The organism is Chryseobacterium salviniae (assembly GCF_035819015.1).
In the GTDB taxonomy this organism is placed as follows: Bacteria; Bacteroidota; Bacteroidia; order Flavobacteriales; family Weeksellaceae; genus Chryseobacterium; species Chryseobacterium salviniae.
The window spans coordinates 93,053-119,603 of record NZ_JAYLAA010000042.1 but is presented as its reverse complement, the minus strand read 5'-3'; the positions used below and the strand labels follow the sequence as shown (position 1 = coordinate 119,603).

Annotated in this window: 20 protein-coding genes; 8 read left to right on the top strand and 12 right to left on the bottom strand. The window is 37.7% G+C overall.

All coding sequences use genetic code 11. The features are described from left to right. Window positions 1-93 precede the first annotated feature (93 nt). The 3 genes from SOP96_RS12900 to SOP96_RS12890 form a co-directional block, all read right to left on the bottom strand. Entirely contained in the window at window positions 94-2,934 is a 2,841-nt protein-coding gene (locus tag SOP96_RS12900; RefSeq protein WP_326321347.1) for an alpha-amylase family glycosyl hydrolase, read from the bottom strand. Window positions 2,935-3,363: 429 nt separating this feature from the next. Then, the gene (locus SOP96_RS12895) at window positions 3,364-3,660 is read right to left on the bottom strand and encodes a hypothetical protein (protein ID WP_177175296.1); all 297 of its coding nucleotides are present in this window, start codon (window positions 3,658-3,660) and stop codon (window positions 3,364-3,366) included. Between the two features lie 219 nt (window positions 3,661-3,879). Next, a complete protein-coding gene (locus SOP96_RS12890; protein ID WP_326321346.1) occupies window positions 3,880-5,487 on the bottom strand; it encodes a fumarate hydratase in 1,608 nt (535 codons plus the stop codon). 207 nt (window positions 5,488-5,694) lie between these two features. Here SOP96_RS12890 and fumC point away from each other — a divergent pair, with 207 nt between their 5' ends. Further along, on the top strand, window positions 5,695-7,089 hold the full coding sequence (gene fumC / locus SOP96_RS12885) for a class II fumarate hydratase (RefSeq protein ID WP_326321345.1): 1,395 nt from the start codon (window positions 5,695-5,697) through the stop codon (window positions 7,087-7,089). Window positions 7,090-7,170: 81 nt separating this feature from the next. Here fumC and SOP96_RS12880 read toward each other — a convergent pair whose 3' ends face one another. From SOP96_RS12880 to SOP96_RS12845, 8 genes are all read right to left on the bottom strand, one after another. After that, window positions 7,171-8,211, bottom strand: coding sequence for a porin family protein (locus tag SOP96_RS12880; RefSeq protein WP_326321344.1), 1,041 nt, complete (start codon window positions 8,209-8,211; stop codon window positions 7,171-7,173). A gap of 27 nt (window positions 8,212-8,238) precedes the next feature. Continuing rightward, window positions 8,239-8,850, bottom strand: a complete 612-nt coding sequence (locus SOP96_RS12875) for a hypothetical protein (protein ID WP_326321343.1) — start codon at window positions 8,848-8,850, stop codon at window positions 8,239-8,241. Window positions 8,851-8,886: 36 nt separating this feature from the next. Continuing rightward, complete coding sequence (locus SOP96_RS12870; RefSeq protein ID WP_326321342.1) at window positions 8,887-9,396, bottom strand: RNA polymerase sigma factor; 510 nt, start codon at window positions 9,394-9,396, stop codon at window positions 8,887-8,889. 309 nt (window positions 9,397-9,705) lie between these two features. Beyond that, on the bottom strand, window positions 9,706-10,926 hold the full coding sequence (locus SOP96_RS12865; RefSeq protein ID WP_326321341.1) for an aminotransferase class V-fold PLP-dependent enzyme: 1,221 nt from the start codon (window positions 10,924-10,926) through the stop codon (window positions 9,706-9,708). A 398-nt stretch (window positions 10,927-11,324) separates the two neighbouring features. After that, window positions 11,325-11,969, bottom strand: coding sequence for a 50S ribosomal protein L25/general stress protein Ctc (locus SOP96_RS12860; protein WP_326321340.1), 645 nt, complete (start codon window positions 11,967-11,969; stop codon window positions 11,325-11,327). 56 nt (window positions 11,970-12,025) lie between these two features. After that, window positions 12,026-12,964 carry a ribose-phosphate pyrophosphokinase gene (locus SOP96_RS12855; RefSeq protein WP_326321339.1) on the bottom strand — a complete coding sequence of 313 codons (939 nt, stop codon included), beginning with the start codon at window positions 12,962-12,964 and terminating at the stop codon, window positions 12,026-12,028. A gap of 84 nt (window positions 12,965-13,048) precedes the next feature. Next, window positions 13,049-14,614, bottom strand: a complete 1,566-nt coding sequence (locus tag SOP96_RS12850) for a G-D-S-L family lipolytic protein (protein WP_326321338.1) — start codon at window positions 14,612-14,614, stop codon at window positions 13,049-13,051. A 9-nt stretch (window positions 14,615-14,623) separates the two neighbouring features. Further along, complete coding sequence (locus SOP96_RS12845) at window positions 14,624-15,859, bottom strand: OmpP1/FadL family transporter (protein ID WP_326321337.1); 1,236 nt, start codon at window positions 15,857-15,859, stop codon at window positions 14,624-14,626. 274 nt (window positions 15,860-16,133) lie between these two features. Between SOP96_RS12845 and SOP96_RS12840 the strand changes: the two genes are divergently transcribed. From SOP96_RS12840 to SOP96_RS12815, 6 genes are all read left to right on the top strand, one after another. Further along, window positions 16,134-17,549: a PSP1 domain-containing protein gene (locus SOP96_RS12840; protein ID WP_326321336.1), complete on the top strand. Its 1,416-nt coding sequence runs from the start codon at window positions 16,134-16,136 to the stop codon at window positions 17,547-17,549. Next, complete coding sequence (locus SOP96_RS12835; protein ID WP_326321335.1) at window positions 17,542-18,006, top strand: gliding motility lipoprotein GldH; 465 nt, start codon at window positions 17,542-17,544, stop codon at window positions 18,004-18,006. The genes SOP96_RS12840 and SOP96_RS12835 overlap by 8 nt, the downstream gene beginning before the upstream one ends. A gap of 6 nt (window positions 18,007-18,012) precedes the next feature. Further along, window positions 18,013-20,391, top strand: coding sequence for a transglycosylase domain-containing protein (locus SOP96_RS12830; protein WP_326321334.1), 2,379 nt, complete (start codon window positions 18,013-18,015; stop codon window positions 20,389-20,391). 75 nt (window positions 20,392-20,466) lie between these two features. Further along, window positions 20,467-22,008, top strand: a complete 1,542-nt coding sequence (locus SOP96_RS12825; RefSeq protein ID WP_326321333.1) for a protein adenylyltransferase SelO — start codon at window positions 20,467-20,469, stop codon at window positions 22,006-22,008. 89 nt (window positions 22,009-22,097) lie between these two features. Further along, window positions 22,098-22,937, top strand: coding sequence for a T9SS-dependent choice-of-anchor J family protein (locus SOP96_RS12820; RefSeq protein WP_326321332.1), 840 nt, complete (start codon window positions 22,098-22,100; stop codon window positions 22,935-22,937). 147 nt (window positions 22,938-23,084) lie between these two features. Beyond that, window positions 23,085-24,359, top strand: a complete 1,275-nt coding sequence (locus tag SOP96_RS12815) for a DUF6080 domain-containing protein (RefSeq protein ID WP_326321331.1) — start codon at window positions 23,085-23,087, stop codon at window positions 24,357-24,359. Window positions 24,360-24,455: 96 nt separating this feature from the next. Here the strand turns inward: SOP96_RS12815 and SOP96_RS12810 are convergent, their stop codons facing one another. Continuing rightward, a complete protein-coding gene (locus SOP96_RS12810) occupies window positions 24,456-24,995 on the bottom strand; it encodes an SPOR domain-containing protein (protein WP_326321330.1) in 540 nt (179 codons plus the stop codon). A gap of 184 nt (window positions 24,996-25,179) precedes the next feature. On the opposite strand from SOP96_RS12810, the gene SOP96_RS12805 reads away from it, so the two are divergent. Continuing rightward, the gene (locus SOP96_RS12805) at window positions 25,180-26,538 is read left to right on the top strand and encodes a c-type cytochrome (RefSeq protein WP_326321329.1); all 1,359 of its coding nucleotides are present in this window, start codon (window positions 25,180-25,182) and stop codon (window positions 26,536-26,538) included. The last annotated feature ends 13 nt before the right edge of the window (window positions 26,539-26,551 follow it).

Sequence of the window (26,551 nt, the reverse complement as noted above, 5' to 3'; positions counted from 1 at the left end):
TAATTTCGGATAGAAATGACAGATGGATATTTGCTGCCTAACAAAAAAATGAATTTTTCACATAAAAAAAGACCGCTTTTCAGCGGCCTCCGTTTATTTTATAATCATTTTCTGGATAGCAACTCCGGAATCTGATTTCAAATGAACCAGATAAGTTCCCGGTGCATAATTCGCTTTTAATTCATAAGTTCCGTCTTCATTTTTCAGCTTAAACTGATCAATCTTTTTCCCGCTCATATCGTAGATTACAATTTCTCCGTTTTTAGCTTTGTGATAAATTAATTTAGCCAAGCCGTTTTTCACGGGATTATCAGCAATCTGTAACGAAAGCTTATAAGCTGCGGTTTCATCGCTTGTTGATAGAGTTCCTACATAATTTCCGAAAATCCTGAACTCTCCCGGCTGTAATGTAATGGCTGCCGTTGTGGAAGTAATGTTTGAAACGGTATTATCCATAAGGTTCTGCCACTGTCCAGTATACGGGAAATATGGAACTACATTCTGAGCTGTAGTATTGTAGTTGGCAATGACTACAATATTTTTCACACCATTTGTTATGGAAGTATCATAAACATAGATCCTGGTAATTAGTCCGTTCGGGTCATTGGTAAGGTTATTAGATTCTACGGTATATGTTTTTGATCTGAAAACAGGATAGGTATTTCTGATGTCGATAATTTTCGCCCAGGTATCATATACTGCTTTCCTGTTGACATTGGTATCATATCCAAGGGTAAACGCAATTGGTTTTTCATCCGTCCTGCATCCAGGATTAATGGAACCATCACCGCATCGGTTAATGCTGAATTCGTAACCCAGCTCACCAAACTGCCAGATCATTTTTGGCCCAGGAATAGTGAAGAAAGTTGCTCCGAAAGTTTTCATTCTTTCTAAAGCGGTATTAAGATTTTTCACGTCATAACTTCCGTTTACTGCACCATAAGCAAGATTCTTAAACATTAATCTTTCTTCGTCGTGACTTTCGCCAAAACCTACTGCATGCATATTGGTAAATCCACGAAGTGCATGGTTCATTCTGTCGTAATTGCTGTTTTGCACATAGCCCATTGTATTTTGGTTGTAAGGGTCTGTCTGCTTATTCCAAAGCATAACACCTTTTCCTTCTGCTATTCTGTAATTGGCCCACTGTTGTTCTTCAGCATCCGTTCCTAAATGTTCAAAAATGACATACGAATTCGGATCAATTGCCCATTGTTTATCTGCATAGTCTTTTAAAATGTCTACTCTGTCCTGCTGATAAGCGTTTGTACAGGTTTCATCATTTGCAGAGCAGTTCTGGGTAAATCCTTTGGTGAGATCCCATCGGAAACCATCGATTTTATATTCGGTAAGCCATTGTTGAAGGCATCTTTCAACGTAATATTTAGTTGAAGCACTTGAATGGTTGAAATCTTCAAAAACATTATACGAATGCTTGGGAACTGTATTAAAGTATGGATTATTAGCTGCAACATTACCATATCCGTCACCATCGGGGTCTACGTTCCAAAGCCTAACCAGAGGCGAACGTCCGGTAGCGTGATTCAAGGCAATATCTAAAATTACGGCAATACCGTTCTGATGACAGATATCGACAAATTCTTTGAATTTTTCAGGTGTTCCATACGCTTTGTCTAAAGCATAATGGAAGGAGGTATTGTATCCCCAGGAAAGATTTCCCTCAAATTCCATGATAGGCATTAATTCTATCGCATTAATCTTTAAATTTTTTAAGTAAGTAATCTTGTTGATTAATGACTGCCAGGTTTTTTCCTGTGTGAAGTCTCTGAGCAATAATTCATAAATTACAAGATTATCTTTCGCCGGGCGCTGGAAGTTGGTAACCTGCCAGTTGTAAGGAGCCTGACCTGTTTTAAACATAGAAACTTCAAAATCCTGCCCTGCCGGGAATGCCGGTAAATTCGGATAAGTGGAAGAGGTAATCCACTGATCGTCATAGGAAGATAAAATCTGCGGAGAATACGGATCGGCAACTTTTCTAAGATCATTTGTTCTGTATTGGAATGTATACAGCTGCTGTGGAGTAAGGCCGCTTAATTCGATCCAGTACAAATCAGGGTTTGTTGTATCCCTTTTCATTAAGTAGGTATCGTTTACCGTCCAGTTATTGAAGCTTCCGATAACGTGAACAAAGTTTTTGAAAGGCGCATATAACGCAAGTCCTACTTTTGTCTGATCTGTAGGATGATAGTTTATCCCCTGTTTAATCCAGCTTGGAATAGCTTCGGAAACTACATTTCTCGGAACCTGAACAATAAATGTTTTGCTTTTTGTATTGGAGTTGGCATCCGTTGCAATCAATTCCATATTGGCATCTCCTGTTACGGTATAGCTGTACGAATAAGAAGTTGAAGGTATTGTTGTAGAATGGACTACACTACCATTCGCTTTTAGCTGAAATGTTGCATTAACATTTGTAGTTGCGGTAACATTTATCGAATTACCTGTTGGCACCGAAGTGAGGCTGTTCGCAGCCGGATTGGTTAGATTTAAGTTCAGAACGCCGACATTCACAAAGATATCCGGAGAAGTCTGGCTTGAACCTGTTTTATTTTTTAACAAAAACCCGAATCTTCCGATTCCCGTTCTTGCAAAAAAAGTTGTTGGAGTAAAAGTTAAAGAATAGGTGTCTGTTCCTGAATTGTAATTCAGTCTGTTTAATTCATTAGAGTTGGTCCAACTGCCGTTCGTAGGACAATCCTGACTGTTCTGATAGTTTGTATCCAGAGACCAGGACCAGATATAAACAGCATTGTTGGCAACGCCCCATGCAGCTTCATCGATTTGGTTTCCCGGAACCGATAAAGTAATAGCATCTGTCTCATTAAAAGGATTCGGAGTGATGGTATAGCTTATCTGGCCAAAGACCAGGGTGATCATAAGCAGTAAAATACCAGAATAAAATTTCTTCATAACGTTTCTTTAGTTACCACGAAAGTAATTTCTTTTTTTGAAAACTAATTATTTATTATGAAAAAAATGATAAATTTTAACATATTGATGTTGGCATACTTTGCTGAAATGACTTCATAGTTTAATGAAATTCAGAAAAAAATATCATTTTAGCATTTACATAAATATTTATTATAATTTATTATTAATTGTTTTTGTTTTATTTTTTGCAAAAAGATATTTTTCAAAATACAATTCCAAGCAATTATATGGGACAAAAAATTTCATAAAATAATTTAAAAAAGCGTAGAGTAAAAATAGAATAACCGGAACTAATTGCATTTCTAATAAACAGGAAAAACCACCTACCGAAGTAAGTGGTTTTAGTATATGTTGTTTTGCTTTGATATTGCCTTCCCGGAATTCATGTGGGAAAACAATGACAATCAATTAATGATGTCCGTGGCTATCGTGGCTGTGGTCATGGATGAAAGGACCGTGGCCTTTTGGCTCGTTGTAGATTACTTCTACTCCTTCCTGCTCGTAAACCATTTTGCTTCTGATATCTTCAGGATCAAAAGGTTTTACTTTTCCGAAATATTCTTTCAGGCCTTCAGTTAACCATAAAGGAATAACAAATCCGAAGAACATAAAGATACACCAGAATCCTACAAGGAACATGATTATGAAAAATACAGTCCAAAGGAACTGGTAAAACGGCCAAAATGCTGATAAAATCGTTATCATTTTTCTTAAAGATTTTAGGCAAAAATAGGACATTTTATTTTTTTACACAAAAGATAGCCGCCCTAATTTGTTATTTATTTTGATTTTAATTTAAAAGACAGGTAATTTTAAGAGACAAATAGATAATGTACGGATAGACGATAGATAATTATCCTTTTATAATCTTTTTGTCCATTTTCTATCCGTCTATTATCTGTCTATTCTCTATCTGTCTTAGTATTAATGCGCAAGATCTGCAAAGAAATCATTTCCTTTATCATCCGTAATAATGAATGCAGGGAAATCCTTCACCTCAATCTTTCTTACCGCTTCCATTCCTAATTCCGGGAAATCTACCACCTCAACGGAAAGAATATTGTCTTTGGCCAGAATGGCGGCCGGTCCTCCAATAGAACCCAAGTAAAAACCTCCGTATTTTCCGCAGGCATTGGTAACATCTTTTGTTCTGTTTCCTTTGGCAAGCATAATCATGCTTCCGCCATGGCTTTGGAATTCGTCTACATAAACATCCATTCTTCCCGCCGTTGTCGGCCCGAAGCTGCCTGAAGCCATTCCCTCCGGAGTTTTTGCAGGTCCTGCATAATAGATCGGGTGATTTTTGAAATATTCCGGCATTGGCTGTCCCGCATCCAATAATTCCTTGATTTTTGCATGAGCTATATCTCTTGCAACAATTAAAGTTCCGTTCAGTTTTAATCTTGTTTTAACAGGATATTTTGAAAGTTCGGCCAGAATTTCAGACATTGGCCTGTTCAGATCAATTTCTACCGCTTCTTCCAAATGTGGCGGTGTATCCGGTAAAAATCTCTTCGGATTTTCTTCCAATTGCTCAAGGAAAATACCCTCTCTTGTAATTTTACCTTTGATATTTCTATCGGCCGAACAGGAAACCCCCATTCCAACCGGGCAGGAAGCTGCGTGACGGGGAAGTCTGATAACTCTCACGTCGTGCGTTAAATATTTCCCGCCAAACTGTGCCCCAATCGCACTTTCCTGGCAGATTTTCTGAACTTTGGCTTCCCATTCCAGATCCCTGAAAGCCTGCCCTGCTTCATTTCCTTCAGTAGGGAGATTATCGTAATATTTTGCTGAAGCTTTTTTTACCGTTGCTAAATTTGCCTCTGCAGAAGTTCCTCCGATTACCAAAGCTAAGTGATAGGGCGGACAAGCTGCCGTTCCCAAATCGGAAATTTTTTCTTTAATGAATTCTTCTAACGATTTTTCGTTCAGCAAGGATTTTGTTTTTTGATATAAGAATGTTTTGTTGGCAGAACCTCCTCCTTTTGTTAAGAATAAAAATTCGTAATAATCTCCTTTTTTAGCATAGATATCGATCTGCGCCGGAAGATTGGAGCCGGAATTTTTCTCCTCAAACATCGTTAAAGGAACCACCTGTGAATATCTTAAGTTTCTTTTCTGATAAGTATTGTAGATTCCTTTGCTTAAATATTCTCCGTCATCAACACCCGTATAAACATTTTCTCCTTTTTTACCCATTACAATGGCAGTTCCGGTATCCTGACAGGAAGGTAAAGCTCCTTCTGCCGCCACGGCTGCATTTTGCAGTAAATTATAAGCAACGAATCTGTCATTGTCAGTAGCTTCAGGATCATCGATGATTCTTCTTAAGCTTTCCAGATGGGAAGAACGAAGCATGAAAGAAACATCCGCCATTGCTTCTTCAGCCAGCAATTCGAGGCCTTTCGGATCAATGGTTAAAATTTCCCTGTCACCTAATTGTTCAACTTTTACATAGTCTGAGGTAAGCTTCTTGTACACCGTATCATCTTTCTGAATCGGATACGGATCCTGATATCTAAATTCCATTCTTCTTTTTTCTTTGGGTGCAAAAATAAAACTTCGCCAAAAAACATGAGTAAAATCAGAAGCTTAGATTGATATTTATAATGATTATAAATTGTGAGATTTTTTATTTATATGTAATTTTATAGAATCAGGTCAGGCCTATGATTAGGCTGAGATTTTTTAACCTCAACTTTTTCCTAACCTGAGTTAATAAAAAATTCCATCACAATGAATTACAGAATAGAAAAAGACACTATGGGTGAAGTGCAGGTTCCTGCAGATAAGTTTTGGGGCGCACAAACCGAAAGATCCAGAAACAATTTCAAAATAGGGCCGGAAGGATCAATGCCTCATGAAATCATTGAAGCATTTGCTTATCTTAAAAAAGCAGCCGCCTATACCAACGCAGATCTGGGAGTACTTCCTGCCGAGAAAAGAGATATGATCGCAAAAGTATGTGACGAAATTCTTGAAGGAAAACTGAATGACCAATTTCCTTTGGTGATCTGGCAAACCGGTTCCGGAACACAGTCTAACATGAATGTGAATGAAGTCATTTCTAACAGAGCCCACGTTAACAGCGGAGGAACGCTGGGCGACAAATCAGAAATCCACCCGAATGACGATGTTAATAAATCGCAGTCTTCCAACGATACCTATCCTACGGCAATGCATATTGCGGCGTACCGTAAAGTGGTGGAAATAACAATTCCTGCGGTTGAAAAACTGAGAGATACTTTAGCGCAAAAATCAGAGGCATTTAAAGATATTGTAAAGATCGGGAGAACACATTTGATGGATGCCACTCCATTAACGTTGGGACAGGAATTTTCCGGCTATATCGCCCAGCTGAATTACGGTTTAAAAGCTTTAAAAAATACCCTTCCACATCTTTCAGAACTGGCTTTGGGAGGAACGGCAGTAGGGACCGGACTGAATACTCCGAAAGGTTATGATGTAAAAGTGGCCGAATATATTGCTGAATTTACCAACCATCCATTTGTAACGGCTGAAAATAAATTTGAAGCGTTAGCAGCGCACGATGCTATTGTGGAATCACATGGTGCTTTAAAACAACTGGCTGTTTCACTTTTCAAAATTGCCCAGGATATCAGATTACTGGCTTCGGGACCACGTTCGGGAATCGGGGAAATTCATATTCCTGAAAACGAACCGGGATCTTCCATCATGCCGGGAAAAGTGAATCCTACCCAAAACGAGGCGATGACGATGGTTTGTGCTCAGGTTTTAGGAAACGATACAACGATTTCTTTTGCCGGAACACAGGGAAATTATGAGCTGAATGTTTTTAAGCCGGTAATGGCCTATAACTTTTTACAGTCGGCACAGCTAATTGCGGATGCATGTATTTCTTTTAACGATCATTGCGCAGTAGGAATTGAACCAAATCACGAAAGAATTAAAGAACTCGTAGACAAGTCGTTAATGCTTGTCACTGCTTTGAATACGCATATCGGCTATGAAAATGCTGCAAAAATTGCAAAAACAGCCCATAAAAACGGAACTACTCTTAAAGAAGAGGCTGTTAATCTCGGACTTTTAACTGCTGAGCAGTTTGACGAATGGGTGAAGCCTGAAGATATGGTGGGAAGTTTGAAATAGAAATAAATTTAAACGTTGATATTGTAAAAAGCGCCGGAAAAATTTTTCCGGCGTTTATCATTTAATTATGAAGAATCTTTTTTATTCAAAGCCTATGCTTATTCCAAATGTCAATGCCTTATCATTTTTAAAATAGCTGTCTTTAAAATAATTGCTGAAATCTTTTTTTACAAATAGACTTATATTGTCGTAGGATACCGTAAACTGAGCTCCATAGACAAACGGATTCACCTGATAATTCCCTCTTTGTCTCAGCTCTGCTTCATTTCCTTTGATGATATTATTGGTAGACATCTGTACCCCTCCGTAAATATTTGCTCCCACTTTGAAGCCTTCATAACAGTTTCTGTATTTAATATCCATTCCTGCATCTTTCACTTTGGAGAAATTGTACTGGATCCCAAGCGGAACTACAATATATCCTGTTCTAAGTTTATTTTTATCCAGGCTTCCTGAGTAATTTTCCAGATAAATTCCATTATCAGCATCTTTAGCAAAAACCCTATTATTGTCTGTGCGAAGCGTTCTCCAAGAGAATCCCAAACCCGAAGTCAACGCCCACGGACTTGTTCTGCTGAACTGATAATGAAGCTTTAATCCAAACTCTAAGTTGCTGGAATAGCCTATGTTTTTATCCAGTTCATTGTCCGGAAGATCATTCGTTAATGTCATGATGCCGTAAGAAAAATATCCTGTAATGCTTCTTGCGGGACTGAATTTCTTCAAAAGTTTTGCTTTGATTTCTTCGTTGGAAGTTACATCTGAATTCAGAAGCGAATATCTTACCTGCTTTTCGATCACAGAATCCAGATCAAAGCCAAGATCTTCTATTCTTTCGTCTATTTTTTCTGAATAACGGTCGGCAACTTGCGCCTTTTCTTTATCAAATTCAGTTTTATCCAAATCTTTAGCCTGAAGAACACGCAATTCTTCTTCCATGAGTTTTTTTTCTTCCTGAATGATTGCATTTATTTTCTCAGCATATTCTTCTACTTTTTCTTTCACAATCGGGCTTACTTCTGTCTCTTTTTTAGAGTTCAGATTGATTTTCAATGTTTTCTGTGCGTAAAATGAAGTCGAAAAAAGACATACGCTTCCCATCAGGATAAATTTCTTAATCATATTATTGTTTTTACGTTAAAAATTATGTTATCTTAAATTCACGTCGATTGTGGCAACATTGCTTCCTTCTTTGGTTTTTTCTATAACATCCTTATGTTCTACAGAAAACAACAATGTGGAAGGATCTACATACCTTTTCTTTTTTACCTGAATTTTTGCCGAATCTGATTTTGCGATAATATTTTCAGGCTTTATTCTATAGATACTGGCCCTGATTTCGGGGGTATTTTCTTTTATTAAAGGCAGTTGCTCTTGCTCAATAACGGTTTGTGATTCTACCGTTTTTTTCTTTTTCCCGGTTGAAATTTTTTCTACGGCAACAGATTCTTGCTGTTTTTGTTCTGCAACTTCAAGAGAGTTTACCGCAGGATCTTCTGTTTTTTCTTGAAGGGTTGATTTTTTAATTCCAGAGATCACTTTTGGCTTTTCAATCTCGTTTTTATCCATAAATAAAACCGCACCCAAACTGAATGTTAAAACCAAACATGCTGCTGCTAATAACCAGTTCATATTTGATTTTGGCGCTTTATCAACAGATTGGGATTTTATTTCGGACCATAAATCTCTGGAAGGCGTAATTTCCCTTTCGCTGATCTGTTTTTTTATCTGATATTCTATATTATTTTTAGATGTGTTCATTTTTCAAGGCTTTTTGTTGTTGAAAGTAAATTTTTCTCATTTTTCTTTTGCTCTGAACAATTGCGTTTTACTTACAGCAGTTGAAATTTGAAGCAGATCGGCAATCTCCTGATGGGAATAGTCTTCAAAAACATAGAGGTTGAAAACCATTCTGTAGGCATCGGGAAGCTGATCTAAGAGTTCCTGGGCATTAAAATCAAATATCATTTCTTCTTCATACATTTCTTCCAGGTAAGATTCGCTGATATCGTCGAGATAAAAAACCGTTTTGTGGCTTTTAATGAAATTAAGGCATTCATTCACCACTATTCTTCTTGCCCATCCATCGAAACTTCCTTCACTGCGAAAGCTTTCAATGCTTTTAAAGATTTTGCAGAATGCTTTGATAACACAATCTTCTGCCTGGTAAAGGTCATTGATATAGCTTCGGCTGATACTCAGATATTTTTTTACATTCTGATCATAAAAGATTTTCTGCGCAGCCGCATCCTGCTTTTTAAGCCGGCTAAGCAAGTCATCTTTTTTATTGCTGAACAAAATCATCATAAATTAACTGTTTCTGTTAGTAAGACAATAAAAAAACAAAAAGGTTACAACCTAAAAGATTTTTTTTAATAATATGCAATTTCTAAAAGAAACAAGAATTTTTCGATTGCATTTTTCATTATGTAAATATTTTTCATAATTTAGTGAAATAATTATAAATAATCTGGATATAAAAAAACTATAATTATCGTAGGTCTCCATTACATAATTACAGTTTTTAATCCTGTCATAATTCTTTTGCTGATAATTAAAACAGACCCGGGCGGAAAAATTTCCGCCCGGGTCTTTATTTTATAGAAAATACAAAAACTAACTAAGCATTCTCTGCGCTTTTTTTACGCCTTCCACAAGAAGATCAATTTCATGAAATTCATTATACACGGCAAAACTGGCTCTTACGGTACCTGCAATATTGAAAAAATCCATAATCGGCTGTGTACAGTGATGCCCCGTTCTTACGGCAATTCCTAATTTATCCAGAATCATACCCACATCAGAAGCGATTCCTACACCTTCAAGGTTAAATGAAACCACTCCGGTTCTGTTGGCCTTTTCACCGTATATTTTTATCCCGTCTAATTCAAGCAATTTTCTTTGAGCATATTCCAGCAGAGCGTTTTCATGTCTCTGGATATTCTCCTGTCCTACTTTAAGAATAAAATCTACTGCTGCACCCAATGCAATATTTCCTCCTACATTTGGTGTTCCCGCTTCGTATTTAAATGGCAGCGGAGCGTAAGTCGTTCCATCGAATGAACATGTTGCGATCATTTCTCCTCCCCCATGAAATGGCGGCAGCTCTTCAAGAACATGCTGTTTACCATACAAAATCCCCGTTCCCATTGGCGCATACATTTTATGCCCTGAAAAAACGTAGAAGTCGCAATCCATTTTCTGGACATCAATTGTAAAATGCGGAGCAGATTGTGCGCCGTCGATTACGATAAAAGTATCCGTATTTTTTCTTGTTTTTGCTATGATTTCCTCAATAGGATTTACAATTCCCAATGCATTGGAAACATGATTCACAGAGACTACTTTTGTTTTCTCGCTTAGGAATTCATCAAATTTATCCAGCTGCAGTATTCCGTTTTCATCAATAGGAATGACTTTTAATTTCGCACCGGTTCTTTCACAAAGCAATTGCCACGGAACAATGTTGGAATGGTGCTCCAGGTAAGAAATAATAATCTCATCATCCTTTTTAAGTTTTTGCGTTAAAATATAAGAGATTAAATTGAGACCTTCCGTTGTTCCTTTAGTAAAAATTACTTCGAAATCATGTTTTGCATTAATGAATTTCTGAATTTTTCTCCTGGAAAGTTCCATTTCTTCGGTAGCCAGCTGGCTCAGGGTATGAATCCCTCTGTGTACATTGGCATTAATTTCTTTATAATATTGATCCCATGCTGTTAATACGGAATCCGGCTTTTGTGATGTTGCTGCATTATCGAGATAAACCAGCGGTTTACCATTCACCTTCTGATCTAATATAGAAAACTGACTTCTGATTTCCTGAATGTCAAACATTTATTAAAAATTTAAATTAAAACGTTCTTATTTAGAACATTTCAAATTTACGGCTTTTTTTCGGATTGTTATAGATGATAGATGTCTGTAAATTGATAGAAAGATTCGATAGACCACATCTTTATTTTTCTTTTAACGCTAAGATCGCGAATATTGGATAGTTTATTTAGAATATTTCGTTCGCAATGACGTTTCACTCAGCAAATGACAGCAATGTTGTTTAATGCTAAGAACTTAAATTTTAACACCATGATCATGAAGTTTTTATTACTTAATGCTTTAGGTTCACAATGCCGTTTCACTTATAAGGTCGCAAATTTTTTTTAGCTGATAAAGTCTTTAACACAAAAAAACCTGCCAAAAAATGACAGGTTCTATATTGATCAGATAAGAAATTCTTATTCTGCTGCTGTTTCTTCTGCTGCCGGAGCTGCTCCTTCTTCTGCTGCACCTTCTTCTTCATCCTCATCATCCATTGCTGCAGCACCACCTTTCATTGCATTTCTAGACATCTTAACAGCCACAACAACTGCATTGTCAGGGTGCATGAAAGTATATCCTTCAGTTTTAATACCACCGATATACAGTTTGTTACCGATTCTTAGCGGAGTAACATCTACAACGATCTCATCTGGTAAATTAGCAGGAACAGCTTTTACCTTCAGTTTTCTGAAAGACTGACGTAAAACACCACCAGCAACAACACCTTTAGAACGACCAGTGATTCTTACAGGAACTTCCATGATAACCGGCTTATCGTCTGCCAGCTGATAGAAATCTGCGTGAAGAATTTTGTCTGTAATCGGGTGGAACTGAATATCCTGAAGAACAGCCGGAATTGTTTGACCATCAACCTCAATAGATACCGTGTGTGCTTCAGGAGTATATACCAAACCTTTGAATGCTCTCTCTTCTGCAGAGAAGTTCAATGGCTCACCACCTCCGTAAACAACACAAGGAACTAATTCAGCATCACGTAAAGCTTTTGTAGACTTTTTGCCCACGCTTTCTCTTTTTGTACCTTGAATTGTAATAGATTTCATTTATAAAAATTTAAAAAATTGTTTCAAAATTAAACTTGCAAACTGCTAATTATCAATTAAATAACAAATTTACTGCTAATTGACTGATGCTCATGAACCATCTTCATAACGTCTGCAAATAATGGGGCGCAAGATAGCACTTTTATTTTAGATGACAAATTATTTTTTACAGGAATTGAGTCAGTTACAATAACTTCCAACAGTTTTGAGTTTTCTATATTCTCATAAGCTTTTCCTGAAAGTACTCCGTGCGTTGCCATAGCTCTTACAGTTTTAGCACCTTTTTCCATCAGGATATCTGCTGCTTTGCAAAGGGTACCTGCCGTATCGATCATATCATCAATAAGAATTACATTCTTTCCATCTACATCTCCAATAAGGAACATTTCTTCTACAACATTTGCCTTTTTTCTTTCCTTATAAGCAATTACTACATCTGCACCCAGGTGACCCGCATAGTTTTTTGCTCGTTTAGCCCCACCCATATCCGGAGAAGCAATGGTAAGATTCTCAAGATTAAGATCTCTGATGTAGTCTACGAAAATTGTAGATGCATATAAATGATCTACCGGGATTTCAAAGAATCCCTGGATCTGATCGGCATGAAGATCCATCGTCATTACTCTGGTTGCACCTGCAGCCGTTAAAAGGTTGGCTACAAGCTTTGCTCCGATTGGCGCTCGTGGTTTGTCCTTTCTGTCTTGTCTGGCAAGTCCGAAATAAGGAAGCACTACGGTAATGCTTTTTGCAGAGGCTCTTTTTGCTGCGTCAATCATTAGAAGAAGCTCTAAAAGATTATCCGCCGGAGGAAATGTAGATCCGATCAGGAAAACTCTTCCTCCTCGTACAGACTCGTCCAGAACCGGCTCAAATTCTCCGTCGCTGAACTCCTGAAAGTTTATTTTTCCTAATTCTTTCCCGTAATGTTGGGCAATTTTCTCTGCCAAGTCCTTGCTCGTCCTTGTACAAAATAGATAACTTAACTGATGGGCCATTTTTACTTTTTAAAAGATTTTGCAAATTTAAAAAAAAACCACAAGAATCTATCCTGTGGTTTCTAAGTTTTTATTTTATGAGAATTACGGAAAGGTAACCCCTGAGTATTTATTGGCGTCAACCTGCGGCAGATTAGATCTGTATTTTGCGTTGATCGATTTAATAAATTCATTAGCTACAATAGCATATCCTCTTCCGGTAAGGTGTACTCCATCAAGAGAAAAAGTACCTCCGCTAACAAATGTTGCAGTGTATTTAACTCCGTTATAAGTTATTCCGGATTTTGAGTTCAGCTCTACCATTTTCAGGTTCATATCAACAAAAGCCAAACCATAAGAATCTGCCATTGACCTGATTGATGTATTATAAGCAGTTACGGCTGTAGAAATATTGTTTACTTCATCAGCTGTTAACGAATATTGATCACCAATTGGGAAACTTGCACCATAAATGAATAAAGAACTCGGAGTTGCCGGCTGATTGGTTGTTGCATCTAAACCTAATAAACTGCTGGATGTAAGAAGCATTAATTCTCCTGGCTTTGCCTGACGTGCTCTCCCGAAAGCATTACCTATAAAGGCAGCCTGAGTAGGAGTATAGCCGTTTGCTGCTAAAGCAGCCGTAAGCTGAGCCGAAAGATCAGTTAATTTATTATCAATAATAAGCACAGGATTATTTCCCGCTACGACAGGGTTAATTCTGCTTCCTTGACCATATGCCGTAAGAACAGCCTTTAAAGGTCCATAAAGCTGCGTGTTTAAAGCCTGGGCTCTCGTTGCGTCTAAAGGAATCGCATTATAAGGAACTCGTGTGAAAAACGGAATATTGGTAACATCCGGAATATTGGCAATAACTCCTTTTGTAGCACCAACACTTTTAAGACCGTCCAAAACAGCTTTGATAGAAGCTGCCACAACATTAGGATTTGAAATATCATTCGACCTGTACATTGCAGGACTAACAGTTGCCGGCTGAACCGTTGCCGCCGTATACGTCGTAACACCTCCCACTGTCTGAGAGTTTGTTCCCCCATTCGTTGCATACGACAGGACATCGTTGTTCCCTATCCAAAGGGAAAAGAAAGTAGGAGTTTGAGACATTGCATCTGCTAAAACAGAAGTTGTAGCAGATGACGCAAATCTTACGAAATACGGATTTGCTGTTCCGGTTGCAAGCCCCGCAAGATTTCCATATCCGGGAGCTACAAGATGATATGATTTTGCTCCGGGTACCCCCATATTCTGGTAAGGCCTTCCTGAAGCTACATTATCTAAAGCTCCTCCGGGAGTACCGGCAACGGGGGTTAATGAACCGTTAACAACCTGAAGGGTAAGTTTTCCAGGAAAACCCGGTAAATTATTAAATCCTCCTGTATTATTAGGCATCAATGGCTGCTTAAAATCGCCACCGCCTGCAAGCTTCATCTGTTGTGCAATAATTAAAGGATAAGATTCATTTTGCCCTCCCGAATACAAAGCACCTTCTCTATATCCTGAAGTTAATGAATTCCCTAATGCTACATATCTGGAAAAGTTGGCTTCACCACTTGTTACCACAACATCATTTACGTCTTTATCAAAATCATCCTCGCAGCTCGTTGTAAATAAAAGTGCGGAAATCGCTAATGTTGAAATTATAATTTTTTTCATAGTCTTCAATTAAAAAGGATTGTAAGATAAACCTAAACCGAAATAATAAGCAGTTGCTTTAGCCTGTCCGTAGAAACCAAGGGTTTTATTGTTTACATTTCTCGACTGAGGCATGGCATAACCTCCTGCAATATCAACTCCAAATTGTTTCAGCTTAAATCCTACACCACCTGTCACTACATAGGTATTAAAAGATGGAGTTTCCGGAATGAAATTATCATCAGAATAAGGCGACTCATCATAATAAGCTCCAAGACGCCCGTAGATCATATCGCTGAAAGCATACTGCGTTCCTAAGCGGAATGTTTTTGCATTTCTGAAGTTTTTAGGGGCAACCACCACCGTTGGATCCGGATTTCCCGTAGCCAAAGGAGCGCTTGCAAAATCGAGGGTAAGCTGGTTGTACCTGGACCATCCGTGATAGTTGAAATCTGCTGAAATCAACCATTTCGGAGTTACTTTGTACGTTAAACCGATTGTATATTCCTCAACTAAAGGTAAAGTTGCCGTAAAGCCATCTGTTCCTGAAGAATTTAATCCTAATAAAGGGTAGATTGATGTAGACGGGAATTTAAATGTAGCTGTACCTTCTTTGGCTTTCATATCAACAGGAGACCGATAGGCAACACTTACATCCACTTTAGGATCCGGTCTGAAATAAAAACCGAAACCATACCCGTGGCCACTCGCATCACTGTCTAGGTTAAGCTGTCCTCCAAACTGAGTAACTGCTCTGTCCCAGTTTACCGTACCTTTTGCGTAGATATAGCTCGCTCCGAAAGCCAGCCAGTCGTTAAATTTATAAGAAACCATTGGCTGGAAATAATAGCTTTTCAGCTCAAGCTTCTGTACCATTTCTTTTCCTTCCCAATCGTTCGGCCATTCTATAGTACTTCCGAAAGGAGTCGTAAAACTGAAACCTACAGTTAGCTTCTCAAGAGGCCTGTATGTTACGGCAGCGTAAATAGGTGTTCCTAAAGGATTATCAGTTTCAGTGGTCTGTAATGTATTCCGATTTTGAAAAGTGATTCTGTTGCTGGCACCAAAACCACCGGCTACAATACTTAATTTCGAGGGAATGAATGACATCCCTGCAGGATTGAAGAATGCCACACTCGCATCTTCAGCATGAGCACTTGTATGTGCCATTGCCAATTGTTTCACCCCCTGCAGAGAAACCCTGAAGCCTCCCGCATAAGATAGAACACCTGCCAATAATGCAGTTGATACTAATATTTTTTTCATAGACTATTATTATATAACCCAAATATAAAATTATTTTACTTACGTCTGTTAATAAATCATAAAATTTTAAACAATAAGACCAAATAAAACTATGTTTGAAATAGTACTTTAAACATCTTTCATAGTAAATAAAAGATTATAAGAAACTTAACCCATATTAAATCACTGTTTTTTGAGCATTGTTTAAAACTAAACATCCATATTTCTGATTATTTGATTATTTTAGACCTCATAAAGATAAAAATCATAAATTTGCAAATTAAACATATAATATATGAGTTGTGGATGTAAAACATCCGGCGATTCTGCACATTCTTGCGGACCCAAGAAAACCGCGAATGGCTGTGAAAATGTAAATACCTGTGGTAATAGTTATAAATTAAGTGTTTTTGACTGGCTTTCCAACATCAACAATCCCGCACCGAACAGATGTGATTTTGTTGAAGTTAGATTTAAAAATGACAGAAAATCGTTTTATAAAAATGTAAATAATATCCCATTACACATAGGTAGTGTCGTAACAGTAGAATCAAGTCCCGGACATGATGTAGGTGTGATAAGTCTCACCGGCGAACTGGTAAAGATTCAGATGAAAAAGAAAAAATTTTCTGAAGAATCTGTACCGAAAATATACAGGCTGGCTAACCAGAAAGACCTCGAAGTCTGGCAGGAAGCCCGAAAAAAAGAAGAAAATGTAAAAATAGAAGCCCGAAAAATTGCTCACCGGCTAGGTCTTGAAATGAAGATCACCGATGTGGAATACCAGGGTGATGCCTCTAAAGTTACATTTTATTATACTGCCGATAATCGTGTAGATTTCAGACAGTTAATTAAAGAATACGCAGGAGCGTTCCGTACAAAGATCGACATGAAGCAGATTGGCTTCAGGCAGGAAGCGGCAAAAGTCGGCGGAATAGGATCCTGCGGAAGAGAACTGTGCTGTTCGACATGGCTTACGGATTTCAGATCCGTAAATACCAATGTTGCCCGTTACCAGCAGCTCAGCATCAACCCTCAAAAGCTTGCAGGACAATGCGGGAAGCTAAAATGCTGCCTGAATTACGAACTGGATAGTTATCTTGATGCTTTGAGCAATTTCCCGTCCTCATCAACAACACTGGATACCGAAAAAGGAAGAGCATTCTGTATAAAAATCGATGTTTTCAAAAAGAAAATGTGGTTTGCTTATGTAGAAAATTCTATTGCCTGGTATGACTTTGATATTGATTTGGTTAAAAAGCTTATTGCAAAAAACAAGCGCGGCGAAAAGACCCTTCCGCTGGAAGAACTCAAACAGCCTGAAGCTCCGTTGGCAAGCATAGACCTGATTCAGGAAAATAATGTTGACCGTTTTGAGAAGAAAGGAAGATCTAATAACAGAAACAGGAACCAGAACAGGCCGAACAATAATCAGAACAGCCAGAATAACCAGAACCAAGGACAAAGGAAAAACAACAGCAGGCCAGAAAGACAGGAACGTTCTGAAAGGCCAGACAGGCCTCAGAAGCAGGAAAAACAGCAGAACCCGAATCCGAATAATCAGCAGAAACAACAAAGAAACAGCCCTCAGCAAAAGCCACAGTTGGAAAAAATAGAAGCTGCAACAGATTCTTCCGCTGATAAAAAGCCTAATCCGAATAAGAAAAAATTTAAAAAGAAATTCCCTCCAAAAAAAGATAATAATGCGTAAAATCTTAGGATTATTCCCGCTTATGCTTCTCTTCAGTTGCAACACTTCTTTCAACGAAGAAGTGATCATGAATTCTATTGATAACAAGTGGAATAAGAAAAGTGAACAGAAATTTAATTTTGAAGTTTCAGATCCGCAAAATCCTAAAAATATTATATTTGTTGTAAGAAACAATAACGAGTATCCTTACAGTAACATTAGGTTTATTGTGAATTTCACCGATATGCAGACCAAAAAAAAGGATACAGATACGCTGAATTACATTTTGGCTAAACCTAATGGAGAATGGCTGGGTACAGGCTTCGGTGATACAAAGGAAACTTTATTTCAGTATAAGCTGAATTACAGATTCCCGGCAAAAGGAAAATATGAAATCGGGCTCACACAAGCTATGCGAAACGATATCCTTCCGGGAATTGAAGATGTTGGAGTAAAAATAGAAACGGCTAAACCGTAATCATAAATGGAAGTAAACAAACAAATTACAGGAAATAAAGGGAAAACATTCCCTCTTCCTCCTAAGAAAAAAAATGCCGGCTGGAAAAAGTGGGTGAAATTTATCTGGGTCGGACTTATTGCTGTAGTATTAGGAATATCAGGGCTTTTCTTCGCTGTTTCCCAGGGTTTTCTTGGGGAAATGCCGGATGTAAAAGAACTTGAAAACCCGGATATTTATGTCGCCTCTGAAATTTATTCTTCCGACGGCGTTTTGTTGGGAAAATTCGAAAAAGAAAAAACCCAGCCTATCATTTATAAAGATCTTCCGCCATATCTGGTATATGCTTTACAGGCTAAAGAAGATGAACGTTTTAAAGAACACTCAGGGATTGATTTGCAGTCAGTTGCAAGAGCAGTTGTTTATGGTGGAGGACGCGGTGGTGGCTCTACAATCACCCAACAGCTTGCCAAATTGCTCTTCACAGGAAAAAGAGCTGATAACAAGATTAAAGCAGTTTTTCAAAAGTTGAAAGAATGGGTCGTTGCCGTAAGTCTTGAAAGAAGATATACCAAAGAAGAAATCGTGACTTTATATTTTAATAAGTTTGATTTCTTATACAATGCCAACGGTATTGAAATGGCATCCAAGATCTACTTCAATAAAAAAACATCTGAGCTTACTCTGCCGGAAGCCGCGATGTTTGTGGCCATGCTGGAAAATCCGGTAAAAAATAACCCGATGAGAAATCCTGAAAAAGCAAAAGCAAGAAGGGATGTCGTGTTAGAACAAATGCTGAAAACAGGATACATCGAGCAGGCTACTTATGACAAAGCAGTTGCAACACCTATTGAGTTGGATTATCACCCCATCAAGAATATCAATGATGATTATTCTGCGTATTATAAGTTTTATCTGAAGAAAGAAATTGACAACTATCTAAAAGAGTACGAAAAAGAAAACGGCAAAAAGCTCAATCTTTATAAAGACGGATTAAAAATCTATGTTACGCTGGATTCCAAAATGCAGAAGTATGCAGAAGAAGCCATCAGAGAACATTTAACAGATCTTCAGAAAAGATTTGATGCGGAGCAGAGAGGCAGGAAAGACTGGCCATTCTATTACCTTAATAGCAAACAAATCAACGATCTTATGGTTCAGGCAATGAAGAGAACCGGCCGCTACAAACAATTGAAAGCAGCAGGGGTTTCTGAAGATTCCATCATGATGGAATTCAAAAAGCCTGTCAAAACTTCACGTTTCACCTGGGGCGGAGAAGAAGAGGTTGAAATGTCACCTTGGGATTCTATCAGATGGCACAAAAAAGTGGCTCAGGCCGGTTTAATGTCTATGGTTCCGGGAACCGGGGAAATCAAAGCCTGGGTAGGAGGAATCGACTGGCAGCACTTCCAGTACGACCACATCAAACAAGGGAAAAGACAGGTAGGATCTACCTTCAAACCTTTCGTTTATGCAACTGCCATTATGAAATTAGGAATGACCCCTTGCTCTGTTGTTTCCAATGCAAGCTTTAATAAAGGAACTTATCATGTACCGGGAAGAGGGGGAATGCTTACTTTGAAAGATGCTTTGGCACACTCTCAAAACCCAGTAGCATTAAGACTTGCTGAAATGACGACCACACAGAGTGTAATTCAGACCGCGAGAGATCTTGGTGTAACGGAAGAAATTTCAACAAGCCTTCCGATGGCATTAGGTTCATCAGATATTACCATCTACGAGATGGTGGGAGCTTACAGTACTTTTGCCAACTACGGGAACTACAACAAACCGGAGATGATCTGGAGAATTGAAGATGCCAACGGTAGAGTAATTAAAGAAGTTAATGTAGAGCCTAAAGAAGTGATGAACCCGCTGTATGCTTATACGATGATTGAACTGATGAAAGGGGTTGCACAATATGGTACGGCTTCGGGAGAATTGGGAAGAAAAGGAATTTCAAAAGATATAGAAATTGCGGGTAAAACCGGTACTACACAAAATAATTCAGATGGTTGGTTTATGGGAATTGTTCCAAAACTGGCAACCGGAGCATGGGTAGGCTGGGAAGACAGGGCAACCCACTTTTACGGAACCGGGGAAGGACAGGGAGCTAAAATGGCACTTCCAATCTGGGCGATTTTCATGAAGAAAGTATGGGCAGATAAAAGCCTCGGTGTTTCGCCAAGCGATAAATTTGTAAAACCATCGGAATGGAAAGACGGCTGTTCAAACCTTAAAGGATTAGGATCTGGTTATGGAGACGACGGCGGACTGCAAACGCTGGACGAAATTAAGAATCCGAAACCTGTTGAACCTTCCGGACCAAAAACACCGGGCAAAAAAGAAGAAAACGTGAACGAGAATCTTAATAGCGGTGAAGATATCGATTTTAATAATAAATAAATTCTCTTTTAGAAATACACAAGACCTTTCAATGATTTGGAAGGTCTTTTCTTTTTTAATTAATACCTTTGAATCATGAATATTGAAAACATACAACAACCCTTCATAAAAAAGTTTCCGGGAGATTTTTCCGGCAACACAATGCAGAGAAATACCCCGAAAGTTTTATTTTCAACAGTAAAACCGGCAGGTTTCGATCATCCTGCACTTATTGCATTTAATGAAAAGCTTTCCGAAGAAATTGGTTTGGGAAAATTTGAAGAAAAAGATCTGGATTTTTTAGTGGGAAATAAAATTCCGGCAGAAATGCAAACTTATTCTACGGCTTATGCAGGACATCAGTTTGGGAACTGGGCCGGACAATTGGGAGACGGAAGAGCAATACTTGCCGGAGAAATCGTAAACAACCAGGGGCAAAAAAATGAAATCCAGTGGAAAGGCGCCGGTGCAACTCCTTATTCCAGACACGCAGATGGAAGAGCTGTCCTGAGATCTTCAGTGCGTGAATATCTGATGAGTGAAGCCATGCATCATTTAGGAATTCCTACTACAAGAGCATTAAGCCTTGCTCTTACAGGAGAAGAAGTGGTAAGAGATATGATGTACAACGGAAATCCGGAGAATGAAAAAGGGGCGGTAGTCATAAGAACAGCAGAAAGCTTTTTACGGTTCGGACATTTTGAACTGATGTCTGCCCAACAGGAATACACAACCCTTAAAGAACTTGCTGACTTCACCATTGAAAATTATTTTAAAGAAATTCAATCGGAAGGCCAACAGAAATACAAAGATTTTTTTGAAAATGTCTGCAGAAGAACCGCTGACCTCATGGTTGAATGGTACCGTGTGGGATTTGTCCATGGGGTGATGAATACGGATAATATGTCGGTTTTAGGTCTTACTATTGATTATGGCCCCTATTCCATGATGGATGAATATAACCTGAATTTCACGCCCAATACAACCGACCTGCCTGGAAAAAGATATGCTTTCGGAAGGCAGGCACAAATTTCCCAATGGAATCTCTGGCAGCTGGCCAATGCACTTCATCCTTTAATTGAAGATGAAAAATTCCTGGAAGATATCCTGAATGATTACGGAAATTATTTCTGGGAATCTCATGACCGGATGCTTTGCAGGAAATTCGGGTTTGACCAGTTATTAACGAATGACGAAAAGTTTTTCACGAATTGGCAAAGTCTGATGCAGGATCTTCAGTTTGATTACACATTGTTTTTTAATGAGCTTGAAAAATATGATGATCAAAAGGATTTGAGGCTTCAGTTTGAAAATGTTTCTTACACATTCCTTAATGATGAAAAACTCTCCAGATTGGATGATTTTATAAAAGATTATAAATCCAGATTGGAGAAAAATATTATTCCGAGAGAACAATCTTTGGAAATTATGCACAAAACAAATCCGAAATTCATTCTAAGGAATTATCTTTTGTATCAATGCATCGAAGAAATTAATGAAGGAAAAACAGAAATGCTGAATAAATTAACCCATGCTCTTGAAAATCCGTACCATACGATTTACCCTGAATTTTCAGCGAAGAGGCCTTCGGGTTATGATGATATTTCCGGTTGCTCTATGCTTTCTTGCAGCTCATGAATCAAATAAAATTACTGCAATGAAACTTTTAGTAAATATTTTGTAATGATTATATATTTTTTTTATTAGCTTTACAATAAATAAATCACATGAAAAAATATTTACTATTGGCATCTCTTTTTTTAGGGATTATCGGAAATGCACAGACATTATTGTCTGAAACATTTGAAGGAACTACTTTTCCACCTACTGGCTGGACAAGATCTAATACAAATGCTTCAAGACCCTGGGATTTTACAAACGTTAATTTCACCAGTGGTTCTGTCTTGGAAACTACTTTTAAAATAACTGGAACAAAATCTGCCTGTATAGATTGGATTGCAGTTGCAAATACCGCAAATTTAACGAGTCCGACGTTTAGCATGGCTTCAGCTTCCAATCCTGTTTTAAAGTTTAATGTAAAAGTTGGATGGTCATATATGATTAACCAGAATGCCGGAAATTTAGTCGCCCAAATATCAACTAACGGAACAACATGGACAGATGTGTGGACCGAAGATACCGAACCAGGGTTTACTAATGATGGCGATGGAGATCCGGATACTGATTTATACAACACGGTTCTTGTTCAGAAAAGTTTGACTCCTTATATCGGACAAACGAATGTTCAGATAAGATTTCGATATACTGGAAATAATGCAGATGCTGTCTCTATTGACGACGTACAAGTTTTAGGATCGGTTTTAGCGACACACGAGGTTACTGCAAGGCCAAAGGCTAATATTTACCCGAATCCTACAAAAGGTGAAATTACTGTTCAGGCTGATAAAAAAATAAAATTATTAACTGTTTTTGATGTTTTGGGAAAACAAATAATGAAAGCTGAAACGGAAAAAATAGACATTGGCAGTCTGCCAAAAGGAACTTATTTTGTTGCTATTGACTTTTCTGATGGGACATCTTTAGCAAAAAAAATACTTAAAGAATAAATTAATTTAATATTCCTAAACCGAATACTATTTCATTCAAAAAAAATTTGGCCAAAGTAATTTGAATTACTTTGGTTTTTTGTTTGATATGCTATATTTATAGACAGATGATGGGCTTTTTATTTATTTTTGCATAAAATTTAGCCCGTGACAAAATTCAAAACAAAATTCATCCACTTTCTGAAGTTAATATTTCCGTCTTCAGGAATTGAGCTGGTGGTTTTTCTTTTTTTTCTGGTTGCTTACGGATACCTGGGATCTTACATTGCCATACATTACAAAATTATTTTTGACTCCAGAATTCCCTGGGATGCCTATTTCAGCTTTGATAATAAATCTATCGTAATGACCGGAGGCAGCTTTGAAAGACATCCTTTATCGTATTATTTTTTTAATTGGATCCGTGAACTGGCATTACTTTTTTCAGGTGGTAAAATGAACGGGGATTTCCGCTTTATACTTGCATGGTTCAGTAATATTGCGGTTAGTTTAAGCGTGCTTCAGGTTTTCAAATATCTGAAAAATATCATTCAGCTTCCGTTAATTTTAAGTTTACTATTGATTATATTTTTCGGAGCATTTTCAACGACAATCATGCTGTCTTTCACCCCGGAAAACTTTACTTATACCTTATTTTTACTGACATTATTCAATCATTATTCAGCAATAAAACTTAAAAAAGATGAAAAAATACCGGTTGTGGCACTTGCTTTTGCAGGAATTACAATCGCAGGTTTAACGGTAACCAATATTGCTAAGGTATTCATTCCTGTTACCTTCGAGAAAGGGCTTTTCAAAAGCTGGAAAAAATTTGGAAATGCAGTTTTCAGAGGAGTTTTTACTGTTATCTGCTTTGTTTTACTGTACCTAAACCGAATTGATTTTAAATATGAGAATATTTTTAGCAAAACCAATGAGCAGTATGAAAAATTCTCTAATGTAAACTCTACTCCAACCTGGGATATGATCCTTTCTTATTTTTTTGGCGGAAATATCCTATTTTCAGATTTCATAATTAGGGATAAGCATAATATGATGGGTTACCATTACAAAGGGCTGATAATGAGCGTTTATTCATCCTGGGTTCCTTATATTTTCATTACCGCTTTATTGATGCTTATAATTTGGAGTTATTATAAAAATTTTAAAAACAAGCTGGTTCAGGTGCTTATGATTTCATTTGTATTTGATATTGTAATTCACTGCGTTATGAGGTTTGGACTGCACACCTCATACATATACGGAGGCCATTTTGTTTTTGTATATCCGCTACTGCTGGGATGGCTTTTTTATTCCTACAAAGAATTACCCAAAATGCTTTCTTTTTTAACCGTGGTTTTCAGCATTTTACTTGTTTATCTTTTAACAAATAATTACTTAAGAATGACCGAGTTCTTTTGGTTTTTAAATAAGTATTATTAACAGATTGTCTATTTCCGGATTGTATTTTGACCTTATTAAAAGAAATAAAAGAAGCTGAGAATGAATCTCAGCTTTTACAATATATCAAAATTAAACTTATTTTGCTTCTGCACAGAAAATCCTGTATTGTACGGCAATAGCGGATTTAAAATACTCTCTAACTCTTGAAAGATCAGATGCTGCGCTTTGTTTTGTAAAATAGCTTCCCGCCAGAATTTTATAATTCGGTCTTAATGACGCATCGGTTTCAACTTTCAGGTTCGGAAATCTTTTTCTGAAATATGCTTTTACTTCATTTGCCTCTTCATTGCTTTTAACGGTAGTGATCTGAATTTTGTATCCTAAAATTCTCGGATTTCTTCTGCATATCTCCGCATTGGTAAGTTCCCTGTTGGGCACATAAATTTTTGCAGGCCTGGTAACTCCGGAATCTTCATCGCCATCATTTGAAACCACCATGCTGCTTGTTCTTGCACACTTATCTTCAATGCTCTCCAGCGCAGCATTTACCTTAGAATCCATGGTCATTACCAATTCCGTTCCTGCTAAGGTGTCTTTTTTTACAATTTGTTGGGCTTCAAGCGTATAAAATCCTCCAAACAAAACTATCGAAAATATTTTAATCAAATTTTTCATTTAAACTTGTTTCCGCAAATTTAGGTAAATTAAAAAATTATACCAAATACAGTTATTTAGAATCAATACAAATTAAACGGAAATGATATTTTCCCCTTTCTATATGCCGTTAAATTCCTGTTAAATATATTATTTTTGCCGAATTGATTGAATGTTCAATATTTACTAACATAAGATAATTTAAATGATTAGTTGGAGAAAGCATTATAGACAAACGTTGATCGCAATAGGCTTATTGTTATCAACCAGTGCTTCAATTTACGGGCAAGACGGCGATCCTAAAAACGGAGAAAAACTTTTCAAAGCGAATTGTACTGCATGTCACGCATTAGACAAACAGCTTGTAGGGCCTGCATTGAAAGGTGTGGTTGCAAGACTTGAAACAGAACAGGGGCTTGGAAAAGACTGGCTTCACAAATGGATCAAGAACAACAAAGAGCTAAGAGCCTCTGGTGACAAATACGCCAATGAAGTTTTCGAAAAATTCAATAAGACTGAGATGCAGCTCTTTCCAAATCTTACTGATAAGGATATTGACGACATCTTAGCTTACACAACTAATCCTCCGGCTCCGGAAGAGAAAAAAACAGATACAGCACCTGCTTCTGATACCAATCAAGCCGCTCCGGCAAGCTCTACCACTACAAACGTAGTAATTATTTCACTTTTAGCAATTGCAGGTTTATTAGTTTGGATCTTGGTAAAACTAAGACAATTAGTAAAACTAGGGCAATCTGAAGACTTAGCAGGGCTTAACGAAACAAGGGTAAAATCTTTCAGTGAAATTTACGAGAAATACCACTATATCGGGAAAGGACTTATCGCTATACTGGCTTTACTGGCAGCATACGGAGTATGGAACTGGATCATGTGGATCGGGGTATACAAAGGCTATAAGCCAGAACAGCCAATCTATTTCTCTCACAAAATCCACGCAGGAGAACAGAAAATTGACTGTCAGCTTTGTCACTCCAGTGCCAAATACGGTAAAGTATCTGAAATCCCTTCTATGAACGTTTGTATGAACTGCCACAGAACAATTTCCGAGTACAACGCAGAACATTACATGGAGCCAGGAAAAGACAAGGCATTCTACGACGGAGAAATCCAGAAAATTTATGCCGCTACAGGCTGGGATCCTGCAAAACAACAGTACACAGGAAAAACCCAGCCGGTTGAATGGACAAGAATCCACAACATGCCGGACTTCGTTTATTTCAACCACGCTCAGCACGTTGTAGCAGGTGAACAGGCAATCATCAATTCTTTCAACAAAAAGAATCCAAACAATAAAATCGACGTTGTATGTAAAGCCTGCCACGGTAAAATTGATACAATGAATGTTGTTCAGATGGCCAATGACTTCACAATGGGATGGTGTATTGAGTGCCACAGAACTACTGAGGTTGATATGAACAACGGTTATAATAAAGAATACTTCAAGAATCTACATGACAAGTTGAAAAAACAATACCCTAAAGATGGTGGTAAGATTACTGTAGATGCAATTGGAGGTCTTGAGTGTGGTAAATGTCATTATTAATAACTAAAAATTA